The organism is Arenimonas sp. (assembly GCF_035721105.1).
Lineage (GTDB): Bacteria > Pseudomonadota > Gammaproteobacteria > Xanthomonadales > Xanthomonadaceae > Arenimonas.
In genome coordinates this window covers 36,023-51,937 of the sequence record NZ_DASTNG010000039.1, presented here as the reverse complement: position 1 = coordinate 51,937, position 15,915 = coordinate 36,023, and the positions used below count along the sequence as shown (strand labels likewise).

Annotated in this window: 17 protein-coding genes; 11 read left to right on the top strand and 6 right to left on the bottom strand. The window is 69.2% G+C overall.

Annotated elements, in window-relative coordinates:
- Window positions 1-592: 592 nt before the first annotated feature.
- From VFQ84_RS05155 to VFQ84_RS05120, 8 genes are all read left to right on the top strand, one after another.
- Complete coding sequence (locus VFQ84_RS05155; RefSeq protein ID WP_325129900.1) at window positions 593-1,024, top strand: hypothetical protein; 432 nt, start codon at window positions 593-595, stop codon at window positions 1,022-1,024.
- Window positions 1,025-1,941: 917 nt separating this feature from the next.
- Window positions 1,942-2,427, top strand: a complete 486-nt coding sequence (locus VFQ84_RS05150; protein WP_325129898.1) for a hypothetical protein — start codon at window positions 1,942-1,944, stop codon at window positions 2,425-2,427.
- A 136-nt stretch (window positions 2,428-2,563) separates the two neighbouring features.
- Window positions 2,564-2,827 (top strand): hypothetical protein, encoded by a 264-nt coding sequence (locus VFQ84_RS05145; RefSeq protein ID WP_325129896.1) that lies wholly within the window; start codon window positions 2,564-2,566, stop codon window positions 2,825-2,827.
- Between the two features lie 79 nt (window positions 2,828-2,906).
- Window positions 2,907-3,161, top strand: coding sequence for a hypothetical protein (locus VFQ84_RS05140; protein WP_325129893.1), 255 nt, complete (start codon window positions 2,907-2,909; stop codon window positions 3,159-3,161).
- Between the two features lie 149 nt (window positions 3,162-3,310).
- The gene (locus VFQ84_RS05135; protein ID WP_325129891.1) at window positions 3,311-3,607 is read left to right on the top strand and encodes a DUF3817 domain-containing protein; all 297 of its coding nucleotides are present in this window, start codon (window positions 3,311-3,313) and stop codon (window positions 3,605-3,607) included.
- A 56-nt stretch (window positions 3,608-3,663) separates the two neighbouring features.
- Entirely contained in the window at window positions 3,664-3,975 is a 312-nt protein-coding gene (locus tag VFQ84_RS05130; RefSeq protein WP_325129889.1) for a DUF5076 domain-containing protein, read from the top strand.
- 8 nt (window positions 3,976-3,983) lie between these two features.
- A complete protein-coding gene (locus VFQ84_RS05125) occupies window positions 3,984-4,265 on the top strand; it encodes a hypothetical protein (RefSeq protein WP_325129887.1) in 282 nt (93 codons plus the stop codon).
- Between the two features lies 1 nt (window position 4,266).
- The gene (locus VFQ84_RS05120) at window positions 4,267-4,938 is read left to right on the top strand and encodes a class I SAM-dependent methyltransferase (protein WP_325129884.1); all 672 of its coding nucleotides are present in this window, start codon (window positions 4,267-4,269) and stop codon (window positions 4,936-4,938) included.
- On the opposite strand, the gene VFQ84_RS05115 is transcribed toward VFQ84_RS05120, so the two are convergent.
- The 3 genes from VFQ84_RS05115 to gpmI form a co-directional block, all read right to left on the bottom strand.
- Entirely contained in the window at window positions 4,939-6,204 is a 1,266-nt protein-coding gene (locus VFQ84_RS05115) for a S41 family peptidase (protein ID WP_325129882.1), read from the bottom strand.
- Between the two features lie 128 nt (window positions 6,205-6,332).
- Entirely contained in the window at window positions 6,333-7,493 is a 1,161-nt protein-coding gene (locus VFQ84_RS05110) for a murein hydrolase activator EnvC family protein (protein ID WP_325129880.1), read from the bottom strand.
- Window positions 7,490-9,034 carry a 2,3-bisphosphoglycerate-independent phosphoglycerate mutase gene (gpmI, locus tag VFQ84_RS05105; RefSeq protein ID WP_325129878.1) on the bottom strand — a complete coding sequence of 515 codons (1,545 nt, stop codon included), beginning with the start codon at window positions 9,032-9,034 and terminating at the stop codon, window positions 7,490-7,492. Before gpmI ends, VFQ84_RS05110 begins: the two co-directional genes overlap by 4 nt.
- Before the next feature lie 134 nt (window positions 9,035-9,168).
- On the opposite strand from gpmI, the gene VFQ84_RS05100 reads away from it, so the two are divergent.
- The 3 genes from VFQ84_RS05100 to VFQ84_RS05090 all read left to right on the top strand — a co-directional run bounded on the left by VFQ84_RS05100 (window position 9,169) and on the right by VFQ84_RS05090 (window position 12,773).
- Window positions 9,169-9,894 (top strand): hypothetical protein, encoded by a 726-nt coding sequence (locus tag VFQ84_RS05100; RefSeq protein ID WP_325129876.1) that lies wholly within the window; start codon window positions 9,169-9,171, stop codon window positions 9,892-9,894.
- Window positions 9,895-10,038: 144 nt separating this feature from the next.
- Window positions 10,039-11,769 carry a M28 family metallopeptidase gene (locus VFQ84_RS05095; protein WP_325129874.1) on the top strand — a complete coding sequence of 577 codons (1,731 nt, stop codon included), beginning with the start codon at window positions 10,039-10,041 and terminating at the stop codon, window positions 11,767-11,769.
- A gap of 185 nt (window positions 11,770-11,954) precedes the next feature.
- Window positions 11,955-12,773, top strand: a complete 819-nt coding sequence (locus tag VFQ84_RS05090; protein ID WP_325129872.1) for a calcium-binding protein — start codon at window positions 11,955-11,957, stop codon at window positions 12,771-12,773.
- A 26-nt stretch (window positions 12,774-12,799) separates the two neighbouring features.
- On the opposite strand, the gene VFQ84_RS05085 is transcribed toward VFQ84_RS05090, so the two are convergent.
- The 3 genes from VFQ84_RS05085 to VFQ84_RS05075 form a co-directional block, all read right to left on the bottom strand.
- A complete protein-coding gene (locus tag VFQ84_RS05085; protein ID WP_325129870.1) occupies window positions 12,800-13,309 on the bottom strand; it encodes a DUF1993 domain-containing protein in 510 nt (169 codons plus the stop codon).
- Window positions 13,310-13,461: 152 nt separating this feature from the next.
- Window positions 13,462-14,946 (bottom strand): alpha/beta hydrolase, encoded by a 1,485-nt coding sequence (locus VFQ84_RS05080; RefSeq protein WP_325129868.1) that lies wholly within the window; start codon window positions 14,944-14,946, stop codon window positions 13,462-13,464.
- Between the two features lie 5 nt (window positions 14,947-14,951).
- Window positions 14,952-15,914 (bottom strand): alpha/beta fold hydrolase, encoded by a 963-nt coding sequence (locus tag VFQ84_RS05075; RefSeq protein WP_325129866.1) that lies wholly within the window; start codon window positions 15,912-15,914, stop codon window positions 14,952-14,954.
- Between the last annotated feature and the right edge of the window lies 1 nt (window position 15,915).

The window sequence follows — 15,915 nt, the reverse complement described above, 5'->3', positions numbered from 1 at the left end:
TCGCGTTGACCGCTAACAATTCATTCAAGCCGACGCCTTCGGCGCGACTTAACTCTGGTGTAGGGCGACATGCCACACTTTCAACTAATTTGGCTCATGTTGTCATCAGCCTTGTCCGCACCGGGAGACATTCCTGCGAGTGAGATATCCCTAGGCGGGATTGCTGTCGGAGAATCTCCGCTCCAGGTCATGAAGAAGCTTGGAGAACCGAGCAGCAAGGTCCACGCCTCAGGCTATCTGGACCTGCACTACAAGTATCAGAATATGACTGTCTCATTTAGTGAGGGCGTTGTTTCTGGTCTCTTCACAGATAGCGCTAGTGCCTGCACCCCAAAGCACTTATGCCCCGGTGATAGCCTGGACAGGATGCGATCCCTGTACGGAGAGCCGCTCGAGGCAGTACGTGAGACTGATCGCTTCTATGAGTACTATGGCCACGACATGGACTGCTGGCTCAGAATTCCGGTCAACGGCAACAAGGTGGACTCGATAGAGGTTGCATGTCAGCCCTGAGAGCGCCGCCTAACCCATCAGTCAAGTCAACGCCTTCGGCGCGGCTTGACTCAAGGCCTTAGGCGACTTTGGAGAAATCGTGCGAAACCTCGACCGAGCAGTTACGGCCATTGGAGCCTTGGACCTGGCTCATGTGGCTTGGGTCGTAGCCGGCACTCTTCTTGGCGCGGGCTTTAGCTCCATCTGGCAGGGCATCAGCTCATTTGGATTGCCCCTCCCTTGGCTGCAAGCCGCGGCGCTGTTGGCGGTCTATCTCGCAATCCTTGCTTGTGGCTTTTCATTGCTGCTTCGCCGCACCGCGTTGGTTTGGCTGAATTACGTACTATTTCCGCTGCGTGTGTTGTTCGCACTACCCACGCTTTTCCCGCTATTCATCGCTCTCGGACGCCTCAACATGGACCCTTGGATCACATTCTTGCTGCTTGCCGCGACGGAGACGGCGCGCATCATCCTTGTGCGCAAGTGGGAGCGCCGAGTCATGAGTCCGCCGACCCATGGGGCAGCCGCCTGACTATTCATTCAAGCCGACTTCGCTTCGAAACGCGGCTTAACCCGGGCGTTAGGCACGAATGCCCGTGATGCGCCTATCAATGGCCGTAGCATTCAGCGCTATCGTCCCCGTGCTTTGTATCGCTGAGCCCACTGCCCGGAGCCTCGAGGCTGAGCGTAATGCCCAGGCACTGTTCGATTTCCTCCTGACGCCCCGAACCGACATTGGCGCCAATCGTTCCGCCCAGGAGTCATGGCTAGCGCCTGGGCTGCGAGAAATGCTGGACGACGCCAGGACTCGGGTTCAGTCGGCAAGGCGTTCCGGGATGGTGGAGATGGGTCCGGATCCACACGAACCAAGGAACTCGACATTTCTTAACGCGTGGGACTCACCAACCGCGTGCGAAGTGACAGGCAGCAAAGCGTACAAGGACGACTACTTGGTCTTCGTGTTCTGCGGCTGGGGGAAGCGCACAAACTATCCGGGCTTGTCTGGAAGGTATGCACTCACTATGAAACTGCACTCGGGAAGGTGGCTGGTTGACGACATCCGGTTCTCCATTGACGACCAGGATGAATCGACCCTATCCGGCGAAATAAGGGAAACGATCGCCATGGCTAAACGGTTTGAATCCAGCGGCCGTTGGTAGACGATCCGTCTCAGGTCAGGCTGCATCTCGCCCGATGCAGCCATGGCAGATGAAACCAGTTGCCGCCAGTATCGGCTTCATCCGATTGCAGCCTGGCACTGCACCCAGGATACTCGCCGTGACATAGGTGCTTCGCGTCATTGTTGTGTACCGGCGATCGCGCCAAATGGACTAGCCCGTCGCTCATCGCGCAGCCGCCGCGCCAATCATTCAATCGCCTGCCTTCGGCGCAGATCAACCCCGGGCAATTGGCCACTGATCGGATGACGCAACTTTTGGAGTGGACGGAATGGAACCCCTGAGAAGCGCTGGCCTCATATTGGTCGGCACCGCCCTGTTGTCTGGCTGCTCGTCGCTGCCGGCATCACCCAGCGATGCTGGCGACGTCGAGATTTCGCCCACTCACTCGGCGCAGCCCTGCGCGTCGCTACCCGACACCCTCAGCCTCGAACTGTTCATCGCCAATCGAGGGAGCGGAACCTTCCGGACGTACTTGAGTACGGTACCCGGTCGTCCATACAAGCTCAGCTGGCTTTCCTATTCGGTGGCGATGGCGTCTCCCTCCGGCATGGAGATCCTTTGGGAGCACGGCGCCGGCGGCCACGGCCCCCTGCCCCAGAACGAGGTCGCCATTGGCCCAAACGATGGAACCCGGGTGGTCGCGAAGATCTACGGCACGTCCAGGATGGACACGGCGGCGACCTACCGCATCGTGGTGGAGGACCTGCAAGACCAGACCTACGTCTCCGATCCGTTCACTCTCTGCCAGCCATAGTCGGCCGGCCCTGCCTATCGAAGCTCGTCCCTGCCGACGCCGACGGCGCGGCATATCCAAGGCCTTCCTGCACCCAATGCGATCGCTTCCGTGCCCCTACTGCAAGCATCCCGTCCAGTTCTCATGGGCTGACTTCGTGTTCCTCGACACGCGGGGCCAAGCCGACGTCTTCTGCCTCGGCTGCAAGAAGCCTTGCGCCATCGACACGCCGACGACGATCATTGCCTTCGGCGCCAGCATTGGCACAATGGCCTTCGTCTATTGGTTCCTTTTCTCATCCGGGTATTTCGAATTGCCTCGCTACCTCGAGATCGCTTTTGTCTTTTGTGCCCTCCCGGCCTTCATGCTGACCAGGGCATTCGCAACCGAGAAGCTCGCGGCACTGTCGTCAAAGGCGTAGGTCCTTTGGCTTGGCCACTCATCCAAGCCGAAGCCTTAGGTGCGATGCTGCCAACACAATCCCACCCGCGGAGTACCCCATGGCCATCGCTCTCTTGCTCGCCGCGATCCTCCTGCCGGTCATCCTCTTCCTTCAGCTTGATAGGCGCCTCCGGCGGTCGCGCAAGCTTGCCGCGGCCGCCGCCATCGCCCTCGGCTGGGCGCTGAACCTTGCCTGGGCTTGGGCGGCGAACGAGTCCCTCGGGATCGCCGCCCGCTTTGGCTGGGTTTGCCCGACGGTCCTGGTGGCGGGTACATGGCTCGTCCTGCGCTATCGGAAGCCGCGGGCCTCCTGAGCCCCGGCCATCGACCCTGCGATAGCCGCCGTGAGCCGCGACTGTTGGCCCGCGGTTGATGACCGCTGGCGCCCGGCATGCCCCGGGCTACGCGGCGGGCCGCCGCTTTGGTAGGGTGCGCGACAACCCGCTTTCCGGATCCACGCCCCATGCTCAAGCCTTTCCGCCTGCTCAGCCTGATCGAGGGCCTGTCGCTGATCACGCTGCTGTTCATCGCCATGCCGGCCAAGTACCAGTTCGGGCACGATTTCGTCTGGCCCGTGGGCATGGCGCACGGCGTCCTGTGGCTGGCCTACGTGCTGATGTCGCTGGCGGTCAGCCACCTGCAGCGCTGGTCGGTCTGGGCCTGGCTGCTGGCGCTGCTGTGCTCGGTGCTGCCGTTCGGCTTCCTGCTGGTCGACGTGCGGCTGCGGCGCGAGCTGCGCCCGGCCGGGGCGGCCGGATAACGCGACCGCCGCCGCGGTAGTACCCTTGCCATCCCCTTTTCCGGAGCCACCCCCCGATGAATCCTTTGGTCATTCCGCCCGCCGCCCAGCGCGACGAGAAATCCGTCCAACTGCTCAGCGCCTGGGCTGCCGAGCGCGGCCTGCACTGCTCGCTCAACGTCGGTCGCTGGCACGAAAGCGGCCGCGATGAATCCGCCGGCTGGGGCATCCTGCTGGCCGACGTCGCCCGCCACATCGCCAACGCCATGCAGCAGCAGTACGGCGTCGCCCCGGCCGACACCCTGGCCGGCATCCGCCGCGCCTTCGACCACGAGTTCGCCGCGCCCACGTCCGAGGTGGAAGGCAAGTTCCAGCCCGGTCACTCCTGAGGAACAACATGTCCAACTCCGCTCCCACCGCCCCGCGCCGCCACCTGATGGCCGGCGGAACCGCCGGCGCCGTTTTCCTGCTGCTCGCGATCTTCGTCCACCCCGCGTTCCTGATCCTGATGCTGGTGGCGGTCTCGGCGCCGATGATCCGCCTGCCCGGCCAGCGCCCGATCGGCTGGGTCGGCCTGGGGTTCGCGGTGCTGGCCGCCGTGGTGTTCATGGGCTACTCGATCGGCAAGGACGCCGCCCTGCGCGACAACGCCGCCGCGCAATCCCGCCAGGCCGACTGAGGTGCCGCGCGAGCGCCTGGTCCGCAGCTGGTTCCAGAACGCCGAGGCCTGGACCCGCGCGGTCCGCGACGGGCTGATCGAGAGCAGGCAGCTGGCCACCGACGACGCGGTGGTGACGGCGCTGATGGCGGCCGCACCGGCGCGCGTGCTCGATGTCGGCTGCGGCGAAGGCTGGCTGTGCCGCAAGCTCACGGCGTGCGGCATCGAGGCCGTGGGCATCGACGTGTCGCGGCCGCTGGTGGAGGCGGCGCGCGCCGCCGGCGGCGGCCGCTTCGAGGCCATGGCCTACGAAGACCTGGCGGATGCGGCGACATCACTGGGCCGCTTCGATGCGGTGGCCTGCAACTTCGCGCTGCTGGACGAAGACCTGGCGCCGCTGCTGCGCGCCGTGCGCGGCCTGCTCGCGCCCGGCGGCCGGCTGGTGATCCAGACCGTGCACCCCTGGGGCGCCTGCGGCGACGAACCGTATCGCGACAGCTGGCGGCTCGAGACCTTCGAAGGTTTCGGGGCGCAGGTCTTTCCCGAGGCGATGCCTTGGTACTTCCGCACGCTGGCGTCATGGCACGCGGCGCTGGCGGACGCGGGCTACACGGTGGAAACGCTGCGCGAACCCAGCCACCCCGACACCGGCCGGCCGCTGTCGCTGCTGATGGTGTGCCTGCCGCGCGCCTGATCAGCGCAGGCCGCTGTCCCGGGCCGCGCTCCAGCGCATCGGCAGCTTGAGTCGCGCCAGCGCCTTGGCGATGGCCTCGTCGCCCTCGATCACCTCGCCCAGGGCATAGCCGTCGCCGACCTCCTGGTCGCCGCGCAGGTGGCCCGGCAGGTCCTGCTCGCGCAGGTCGCGGCTGGTCTCGCCGCGGAGCTTCTCGTCCGGACGAATGCCGCGGGCCTGGATCGAGCGGCCGCTGGGCGTGAAATAGCGCGCGGTGGTGAGCTTGATCGAATCGCCGTTCTCCAGCGGCACCACGGTCTGCACCGAGCCCTTGCCGAAGGTGCGGCTGCCCATCAGCAGCGCGCGACGGTGGTCGCGCAGGGCGCCGGCCAGCACTTCGGCGGCGCTGGCGGTGCCGGCGTCTACCAGCACGACCATCGGCGCGCCCTGGAGCAGGTCGCCGGGTTTGGCGTGGAAGCTGGCGTTGGAATACGTGAGCCGGCCCTTGGTCCGCACGATCAGGCCGTCGTCGAGGAAGGCGTCGGCGGCCTCGACCGCGGCGTTGAGCAGGCCGCCCGGGTTGCTGCGCAGGTCGAGCACCAGGCCCGTCAGCCGGCCGCCCTCGGACTGGGCGTTGAGCGCGCGCAGCTGGCGCAGCACCTGGGGACCGGTGTCGGACTGGAAGTTGGCGATGCGCAGGTAGCCGTAGCCGGGCTCAAGCAGGCGGCTGCTGACGCTGGTGACGCGGATGGTTTCGCGGGTCATGACCAGGTCGCGCGGTGCGGTCTCGCCCATGCGCAGGAAGGTCACGGTGACCTGGCTGCCGGCGGGACCGCGCAGCTCGCGGCTGGCGACATCGGCGCCCTCGGCGGCCAGGGCCTGGCCGTCGATGGCGATGATGACGTCGCCGGCGCGCAGGCCGGCGCGCTGGGCCGGGGTGCCGTCGATCGGGGCGACCACCAGCAGGCTGCGGTCGGGGCGCTGCTCGATCTCGACGCCGACGCCGGAGTAGGCGCCTTCGGTCTGCTCCGTCAGGTCGTCGGCGTCTTCCTTCTCGAGGTAGGCGCTGTGCGGGTCGAGGTCGGCCAGCAGGCCGCGCAGGGCGGCCTTCATCAGGGTCTGGTCGTCGAGGGGCTCGACGTAGGCTTCCTTGATGGCGCGGTAGACGGCGACGTAGCGCTGGATCTCCTCGAGCGGCATCGCTTCGGGCGCCACGGCGGGCGTGGCCTCTTCGGCCAGGGCGGCCGCGGGGGCCAGGAGAGCCATCAGCAGGACGAGGGTGCGCATGGGCCGATTATGCGCCGATTCCCTGTAGGAGCGCCTTCAGGCGCGAAGCCCTTCGCGAAGAGCTTCGCGCCTGAAGGCGCTCCTACAGGGATGGATCAGGGATGGATCAGGGACGGATCAAGGGCGGGTCAGGGGCGGAGCCAGGGTTTGGGGTCCTGGGGCTGGCCGTTGCGGCGGAGTTCGAAATAGAGGCCGGGGCGGCCCTGGCCGCCGGAGCTGCCGACGGTGGCCAGGGGTTCACCGCCGCGGACCCAGTCGCCGACGTCCTTGAGCAGGGCGTCGTTGAAGGCATACAGGCTCATCCAGCCGTCGCCGTGGTCCAGGATGACCAGCAGGCCGTAGCCCTTGAGCCAGTCCGAGTACGCCACGCGGCCCGGCGCCGCGGCGCGGACCTCGGCGCCGGCGGTGCCGGCGATCAGCAGGCCGTCGCTGGCGCGGCCGTCGGGCAGCTTGCCGCCGAAGGCCGCCAGCACGTTGCCCGCCAGCGGGCGGCCGAGCTGGCCGCGGCGGCTGGCGAAGGGGCGGTTGTCGTCGACCTGGCGCGGGATGTCGGCGACGGCGTCGCGCAGCTGCTCGAGCAGCTTGAGCACGGACTTCTCGTCGCGGCCCAGGGTGGCCAGGCGCGCGGCGCGGTCCTTGAACTGCGACTCCAGCGCGGCCAGCACGCCCGCGCGCTCTCCGCGCTGCAGTTCCAGCGCCGCCAGTTCGGTCTGCTGCTGCTGGCGGGCGGCCTCGAGGATCTGGCGCTGGTCGGTGATCTGCTGGGCCACTGCCGCCAGTTCGCGCAGCTCGGCCATCAGGCCGGTGATGCGCTGCTGGCGGTCGGCCTGGAAGTAGCGGTGGTAGGCCAGCACGCGGGCCAGGTCGCTCATGCGGTCCTGGGCCAGCAGCAGCTTGAGCTGCTCGTGGCGGCCCAGCGCGTAGGCCGAGCGCACGAGCGCGGCGAGCGCCTCGCGCTGGTCGGCCAGGCCGACTTCGAGCGTGGCCTGGCGGGCTTCGAGCTGCTGCAGCTCGAGTTCCTGGGTGGCGATGCCGGCCTCGGTGCGGCGCAGGGCGCGGACGGCTTCGGACACGGTGGCGTCGGCGGCGCGCAGTTCGCGGGTGGCTTCGCCGCGCTCGGCGTCCACCGCGCGCTGTTCGGCGGTGATCTTCTTGATCTGGGCGCGCAGGGTCTCGAGCCGCTGCTGCGCCTCGGCTTCCTTGCGCGCGCGCTCCGGCGCACCCTGGGCGAACGCCGCCGGCGCCGCGACCCAGAGCGCGGCCAGCAGCAGCAGGCCGGCGCGGATCAAGCCAGCGTCACCAGCGAGCGGCCGGTCATTTCCGGCGGCGGGTCGATGCCCAGCAGCTGCAGCAAGGTAGGCGCGAGGTCGCGCAGCGCCCCGCCGGCACGCAGCGTGGCCGGACGCCCGACGTAGACCAGCGGCACCGGGCCGACGGTGTGCGAAGTGTGCGGCTCGCCGGTCGCGGGATCGCGCATCATCTCGAGGTTGCCGTGGTCGGCGGTGACCAGCATCTCGCCGCCCACCTCGCGCAGTGCGGCGCGGATGGCGCCCAGCGCATCGTCCACGGCCTCGGCCGCCTGGATGGCGGCCGCCAGGATGCCGCTGTGGCCGACCATGTCGGGGTTGGCGATGTTGCAGATGATCACGTCGTGCCGCCTGGCCCGGATGTCGTCGGTGAGGCGGGCGGTGAGCTGGGGCAGGTTCATTTCCGGCTGCAGGTCGTAGGTGGCGACCTTGGGCGACGGGATCAGCACGCGGTCTTCGCCCGGCACCTGGGCTTCGCGGCCGCCGCTCATGAAGAAGGTGACGTGGGCGTACTTCTCGGTCTCGGCGATGCGCAGCTGGCTCAGGCCGTGGGCGGCCAGCACTTCGCCCAGGGTGTTGCGCAGGTCCTCGGGGGCGTAGGCGACCGGGGCAGGCAGCGTGGCGTCGTACTCGGTGAGGCAGGTGAAGCGCGACAGCGCGATCGGGCGCGGCTTCGCGAAACCGTTGAACTGCGGCGACACGAACACGCTGGCCAGCTGGCGGGCGCGATCGGCGCGGAAGTTCATGAACACCACGGCGTCGCCGTCGCGCATGGCGCGGCCGCCGCTGATCACGGTGGGCAGCACGAATTCATCGTTCTCGCCGCGGCCGTAGGCGGCGTGCAGGGCGGTGATGGCATCCGACGCGGTGTCGTCGGCATCGGCTTCGGCGATGGCGCGGTAGGCGCGCTCGACGCGGTCCCAGCGCTGGTCGCGGTCCATGGCGTAGTAGCGGCCGCTGATCGTGGCGACATGGGCGTCGCCGTCGCCGGCGGCGCAGACGGCCAGCAGGCGCGCGAGACTGGGCTCGGCCGAGCGCGGCGGGGTGTCGCGGCCGTCGAGGAAGGCGTGCACGGCGATGTCGGCCACGCCTTCGCGGCGGGCCAGTTCGATCATTGCGAACAGATGGTCTTCGTGGCTGTGCACGCCGCCGGGCGACAGCAGGCCCATCACGTGCAGGGCGCCGCCGGCGGCCCTGGCGGCGCGGCAGGCGGCGACCAGCTCGGGGTTGGCGAAGAAGCTGCCGTCCTCGATGGCCGCGTCGACCCGGGTGAGGTCCTGGTAGACGATGCGGCCGGCGCCGATGTTCATGTGGCCGACCTCGGAATTGCCCATCTGGCCATCCGGCAGGCCGACGTGCTTGCCTTCGGTGTGGACCAGGGTGTGCGGGCAGTCGGCCAGCAGGCGGCGCCAGTGCGGCAGCCGGGCCTGGGCCAGGGCATTGTCGGCCGGGTCGTCACGATGGCCCCAGCCGTCGAGGATCAGCAGCAGCAGGGGCTTGGGACGGTTCTGGGCGGCGGGCACGGGCGACTCCGGGACGTTAGGCACGGGGAAATTGTAGCCCCGTGGCGCAGGCTGGGTCCGTCCCGGCCGGAATCGCCTTTAAACCCCCGCCCCGGCCGGCGCATCCCACCGGGGAATCCCAAAGGAGCCACACCATGCGCGTTCGCACCCTCGCCCCCCTGATTTCGCTGTCCCTGGCCCTGGCCACCGGTCCGGCGATGGCCCAGCAGAACGTCGACAAGGTGTTCGGCGGCATCACCGCCCAGGCCGGCCAGAAGTACGGCTCGCTCGATACCGTCAACGGCGGCATCACCATCCGCGAGGGCGCGGAGGTGGAGAGCGCCGAAACCGTGAACGGCGGCATCAGCATCGACGACAAGGCCCGCGTGGGCAGCGCGGAAACCGTGAACGGCGGCATCAGCCTGGGCGAGCAGGCCACGGCCGGCTCGGTCGAGGCGGTCAACGGCGGCATCCAGCTGGCGCGCGGCGCGCGGGTCGAGCGCGACATCGAAGCCGTGAACGGCGGCATCAAGGTCGCGGCGCAGGCCGAGGTCGGCGGCGACGTCGGGAACGTCAACGGCGCGATCACCCTGGCCGGCGCCCGGGTCGGCGGCGACGTGACCACCACGAACGGCGACATCGTGCTGTCCGACGGCGCCCGCATCGATGGCGGCATCCTGGTCGAGAAGCCGTCCAGCAGCTGGTTCAACTCGGGCGACAAGCGCGTGCCGCGGATCGTGATCGGCGCCGACTCGGTAGTCGGCGGTTCGCTGGTGTTCGAGCACGAGGTGGAACTGTTCGTGCACCCGACCGCGAAGATCGGCCCGGTGACCGGCGCGACCCCCCGCGCCTTCACCGACACCCTGCCCGCCCGCGACTGACCGGGAGAAGCGGTACCGGGTTCATTTTCTTTCTCAATGAGACTCGCTTCGGGCGCCTGGCCCGCTGCGAGTCTCATTGAGAAAGAAAATGAACCCGGTACCGCTTGGGGCTAGAATCGGGGTTCCCCTAGCGGAGAACCCCTGATGATGAAACGCACCCTGATTTTCGCCGCCGCGGCGCTGGCCCTGTCGGCCTGCAGCCCGGCGCCGGCGCCCGAGGCCACCCCGGCCGCCGCCGCACCGCCGGTTGAGCACGGCTTCGGCCCCGAGATTTCCGCCGAAGACTTCGCCCAGCACGTGAAGGTGCTGTCCTCCGATGAGTTCGGTGGCCGCGCCCCGGGCACCGACGGCGAGCAGAAGACCGCCGACTACCTGGTCGCGCAGTTCCAGCGCCTGGGCCTGCAGCCGGGCAACGGCGACAGCTGGTTCCAGGACGTGCCGATGGTCGAGACCACGGCCGACGAGGCCACGTCCACCGCGGCGATTTCGCTCGGCGGCGAAAGCCGCCCGCTCGCCTTCGGCACGCAGATGGCGCTGGGCACCCGCACCGCGCAGCCGGAAGTGAAGGTCGACGCCAGCGAGATGGTGTTCGTCGGCTACGGCGTCAACGCGCCCGAAGCCGGCTGGAACGACTACGAAGGCCTGGACGTCAAGGGCAAGACGGTCGTCATGCTGGTCAACGACCCGGGCTACCACGTCGGCAGCGAGGAACTCTTCAGCGGCAAGAAGATGACCTACTACGGCCGCTGGACCTACAAGTACGAAGAGGCCGCCCGCCAGGGCGCCGCCGCCGCGCTGATCATCCATGACGACAGCGGCGCCGGTTACGGCTGGGACGTGGTGAAGAACAGCTGGTCGGGCGCGCAGTACGACTTGCCCGCCAGCGCCGACCCGGAGCCGCGCCTGCCGATGCAGGGCTGGATCACCGGCGAAGTCGCCACCCAGCTGTTCGCCGACGCCGGCCTGGACCTGGAAGCGATGCGTGCCGCCGCCAACGTGCCGGGCTTCAAGGCCGTGGACCTGGGCGACGCCACCTTCTCGGCCACGCTCAACTCGTCGATCAAGGAAAGCCGCTCGCGCAACATCCTCGCCAAGCTGCCCGGCAGCGAGCGGCCGGACGAGGCCATCGTCTACACCGCGCACTGGGACCACCTGGGCGACCACGGCGCCACCCACGGCGGTGACAAGGCCGCGGCGGCGACCGAGGCCGAGGACCACGTCTACAACGGCGCCATCGACAACGCGACCGGCGTCGCCGGCGTGCTGGAGATCGCCGAGGCCTTCACCGTGCAGGACCCGAAGCCGGCGCGTTCGGTGGTGTTCCTGCTGGTGACGCTGGAGGAGTCGGGCCTGCTGGGCTCGAAGTACTACGCGGCCAACCCGGTCATCCCGCTCAAGGACACGGTGGCGGTGGTGAACCTGGACGCGATGAGCGTCGTCGGCCCGACCAAGGACTTCGTGGTCATCGGCCTGGGCAATTCCGAGCTCGACAAGGTGCTCGAGCCGATCGCGACCGCGCAGGGCCGCACCCTGGTCGAAGAGGACGGCGTCGAGAAGGGCTTCTTCTTCCGCTCCGACCACTTCAGCTTCGCCAAGTTCGGCGTGCCCGCGCTGTACGCCAAGGGCGGCATCGACCACGTCGAGAAAGGCAAGGACTACGGCCGCGAGATCCAGGCGCAGTACCAGAACGTGGCGTACCACAAGCCCGCCGACGAGTTCGATCCGAACTGGGACCTGCGCGGCGTGGTGCAGGACCTGATGGCGCTGTACGGCGTCGGCCGCGAGCTGGCCGGCAGCGAGGCCTGGCCGAACTACGTCGAGGGCAATGCGTTCAAGGCCGCCCGCGACGCGTCGCGCGCCGAAGCCGCGAACTGACCGTTCGCCATCGCGAAACGAAAAGCCGCCCTCCGGGGCGGCTTTTTTTTTGCCCCCTGTAGGAGGGCCTTCAGGCCCGAAGCCTTTCGCCAGGTAGCTTCGACCCTGAAGGCCCTCCTGCAGGCAGCGGTTGAAATGCACCGATTGCGGTGCCACTGGTTGGGAAGGCTTCCACGGAGCAACCCATGAAACGATTCCTGCTGGCCGCCTGGCTGGCCATGGCCACCTGCGCGGCGGCACAGCCCGCGACCTTCGAGGGCGAGCCGCCCGAGGCGGCGGCGAAGACCTTGGTCGCCGCCGCCGGCGATGCGCGATTGATCCTGCTGGGCGAGATGCACGGCACCCGCGAGATCCCGCGGCTGGTGGCGCACCTGGTCACGATCTATGCCGCTGAAGGGCCGGTGCTGCTGGGCCTGGAGATCCCGGGCTCGGGCCAGGCCGATCTTCGCCGCTACCTTGATTCCCCGGGCGCCGACGCGGATCGCGCCGCGCTGCTGGCGACGCCCTACTGGAACGTGCAGGGCGACCAGCACGACGGCCGCCGCAGCCACGACGTGCTGGACCTGGTCGAACACGTGCGCCTGCTGCGCGCGCAGGGCCGCGACGTCAGCCTGCTCGCCTACGACGCCGAGCCCGGCCCGCGGATCGACGCCAATGCCCGCGACCGGATCATGGCGGCGCGCGTGCGGGCGTCCTTCGATGCCCTGCCCCGCGGGCGCTTGCTGGTGCTCACCGGCAATGTGCACGCGCAGCGGGAGCGCCCCGTCTACGCGCCGCCGCAGATGCAGGTGCCGATGGGCCACTGGTTGCGCGACAAGCAGCCCTGGTCGGTCGACATCTACGCGTTCAGCGGTGCGTTCTGGGCCTGCTTCGACCGCTATTGCCGCGCGGCGCCCGTGAATCCGGGACAACAGAGGACCGGCGTGCTGCAGGACGAGGTCTATGACTACCGCCTGCTGCTCGACCGCTTCACCGTGGCGCGCCTGGTGGGCGCGGCCGGCTGAAGAAGGCCCCGGTTCCGCCGGTCCGGTCAGTAGTGGCCCATGAAGTCGCGCTTGCCGATCTCGATGCCGGCGTGGCGCAGCAGGGCGTAACTGGTGGTGACGTGGAAGAAGAACTGCGGCAGGCCGTAGGCCAGCACGTAGGCCTGGCCGGTCAGGCGCTTTTCCTTCGGGGTGCCCGGGCGCAGCACGATCTCGCGCGACTCGGCGCCCTCGAAGCCGGCGGCGTCGAGGCCGGCGATGAACACCCGGGTGCGGGCGATGCGCGCCTGCAGGTCGTCGAAGCTGGCTTCGTTGTCTTCCCAGGCGGGCACCTCGGCCTGCGCCAGCCGCGCCGACACCGACTTGGCGAAGTCGCAGGCGATCTGCACCTGGCGCAGCAGCGGGAACATGTCCGGGTACAGGCGCGACTGCAGGTAGGCGTCCGGGTCGATCTTGCGCTCGGCGGCGTGCGCCGCGGCCTTGGAGAGCACGTCGGACAGGCTGCCCAGCATCTGCTGGAACACGGGCACCGAGGCGGCGTAAAGGGAAACAGTCATGGGCGGCTCGAAGGCGGGAGGGAGCCGCCATCCTACGCGCGGTCGGCGCCCCGGTCAGGCGGCGGATTGGAAACGGTCAGTCCCGCCGAAGCCACCCGTGCCCGGCGTCCGTCCGTCTCAGCGAAAAAGAAAATGAACCCGGTACCGCTTGTTCAGGGGGGGAGGTCGGCGGTGATGGTTTCGTCGACGCGGGTCGCCAGGTAGCCATAGAAGGGGTTGCTGCCCAGGCGCAGCAGCTGGTCGGTGGCGACCGACAGCGCGCCGCGCTCGCCGTGCAGGGCCAGGGTACCCAGGCGGATGCCGTAGTCCTCGTCCGTGCGCGGCTCCAGGCCGTACAGCGGATCGTCCACCGGGAACGGCAGCGCCACGTGCGACAGCGAGTACACGTTCGACGGATACCGGTAGGCCAGGGGCCGCAGCACCGCCTCGCGCTGGCCGGGCTCGCGCCGGCGCTCGGCCACGTTGGCGGTATCGGCATCCACGTTGCCCACCACGGTCAGCCGGTACTGGAAGGCATCGCCGGGCTGCAGGTCGTCGAGCATCGCCCCGGCCGAGCGCCGCAGCATCGGCGCCAGCACGCCCTGCCGGTTGATGTCGAACAGCACCAGCTCGCTGCCGTTGGCCGGCAACAGGTCGAACAGGTTGCGCACCACTGCGTGGGTGCTCACCGTGCCGTCGAGCACCGACTGGAAGGCCAGGATCGGCGGCAGGCGATCACTGCGCCCGGTGGCCTTGAGCTGCAGCAGCTGGGTCTGCACCGCGCCGACCAGCAGCCAGGACTGGCGCACGCCGTTGACCGGGAAGGAGTTGTACTTGAACGGATTGAACTCGGGCTGCACGTCCAGCCAGCGCGACTTCTCGAAATACGGAATGCCGCCCAGCAGCGGCATCAGCCGCGAGAACGCCGCCAGCCGGCCAATGCCGATCATCGGCGACACCATCACCAGGCGGTCGGGCACCGGCAGCCCGGCCGCGTCGCCCTCCTCCGCCCGGTCCATCGCGTACTTCAGGCCCAGCGCCGCGCCGTTGGAGTAACCCACCAGGTGGAAGGGCACGTCGTCGCCGGCGCGGGCCCGCAGCTCGCGAGCCGCCAGTTCGACCGTGGCCAGCCAGTCGGTCCACTGCGCGCTGCGCAGGCCCGAGGGCGCGGTGCCGTGGCCCGGCAGGCGCGGGATCAGCACCACGAAGCCGCGCGCCCGGTAGACCTCGGCCAGGTGGCGCAGGCTGTACGGGGAATCGGTCATGCCGTGCAGCATCAGCGCCCCGCCGCGCACCGGGCCGTCTGGCAGGAGGACCTGGCTGCGGTTCCAGTCCACGGCGCCGGGGCGCGGGCCCAAGGGGCTTTGCGCCTCGTAGCGATAGCGGCCCGGCCGCGGCTCGGCCGCCTGGTGCGCGCGCAGCTCGGCGAACACCGCCTGCTCGGCGCGCTGGTAGGCGGCCCAGTCCATGTCGCGCAATTGGCCGGCGTCGGGTTCGCTGGGGAAGGTCCAGCGATGCCAGGGCGAGAGATCGGGCAAGGCGCGCGCGCTGAAGGCGCTGCCCAGCACGACCAGCGCCGTGACCGCCAGCCAGGCCACCAGCACGAAGCGCAGCACCCGCCAGCCCGGATGGATCCCGCTGGCGAAACGGCGGCGCATCGGTCTCAGCCCGGCCCGTCCATGAACCGGCCGATCGCATCGGCCACCTGGCGCGGCTGCGCCATCATGGGCATGTGGCCGCAGCCGGCCAGGATGACGGTGCGGCTGCTGGACAGGCCGCGATGGAACACCTCGGCCGCGCTGACGTCGATCACGCGATCGTCCCGGCACCACAGCAGCAGCGTGTGGGCCCGGATGTTGGCCAGCTCGGCCTCGAGCGCGAAGGCATCCGGCCCGCGGCCGATGCCGTCCAGCACCCGCTGCTCGAAGCCCGCGTCGGCGCGGCGGCGCCGCACCATGGCCTCGTTCGCCGGCCACGGCACGAACGGCGGATCGGCGAAGACGATGCCGAGGTAGCGCTTGAGCTCGGCGCGGGTGGTGACCTGGAACGGGTTCTCGCCGGCCAGCACCGCGTTGGCGAAGGCGTTTTCTTCGTAACGCACGCCGGCCGAGGACATCAGGCTGATGCGGTCCGCCAGGTCGGGATGGCGCGCACTCATCAGGCCGACGATCTGCCCGCCCATCGAATGCCCCACCACCAGCGCCGGCCGCTCGGGCAGCGCGCGGATGAACTGCGCCAGTCGTTCGGCCTGCGCCACCGGACCGTAGTCGGCGTCGTGCAGGCGTTCGCTGTCGCCCCAGCCCGGCAGGTCGGGCGCGATGATGCGGTGGTCCTTGGCCAGCTCGCGCATCAGCGGCAGCCAGTTTTCCTTGCTGCCGGTGAAGCCGTGCACGAACACCAGCAGCGGCTTGCGGCTATCGCGGCCGGACTCGAGCACCGCCCAGCGATGGCCGGCGACCTCGACCTCGGTCACGCCGGCCTTGGCCAGCCAGCGCTGGCGCGCGAACTCCGCCTCCAGCACGCGCTCGGGCGCGGTGGCGGCGAACCCCACCGCGCCCAGCGCGAGGCCGAGCGAGGTGGCGATGACGAGCTTGCGGGTGCCGGCGCGGGGCCGCGGGGTCGGCACG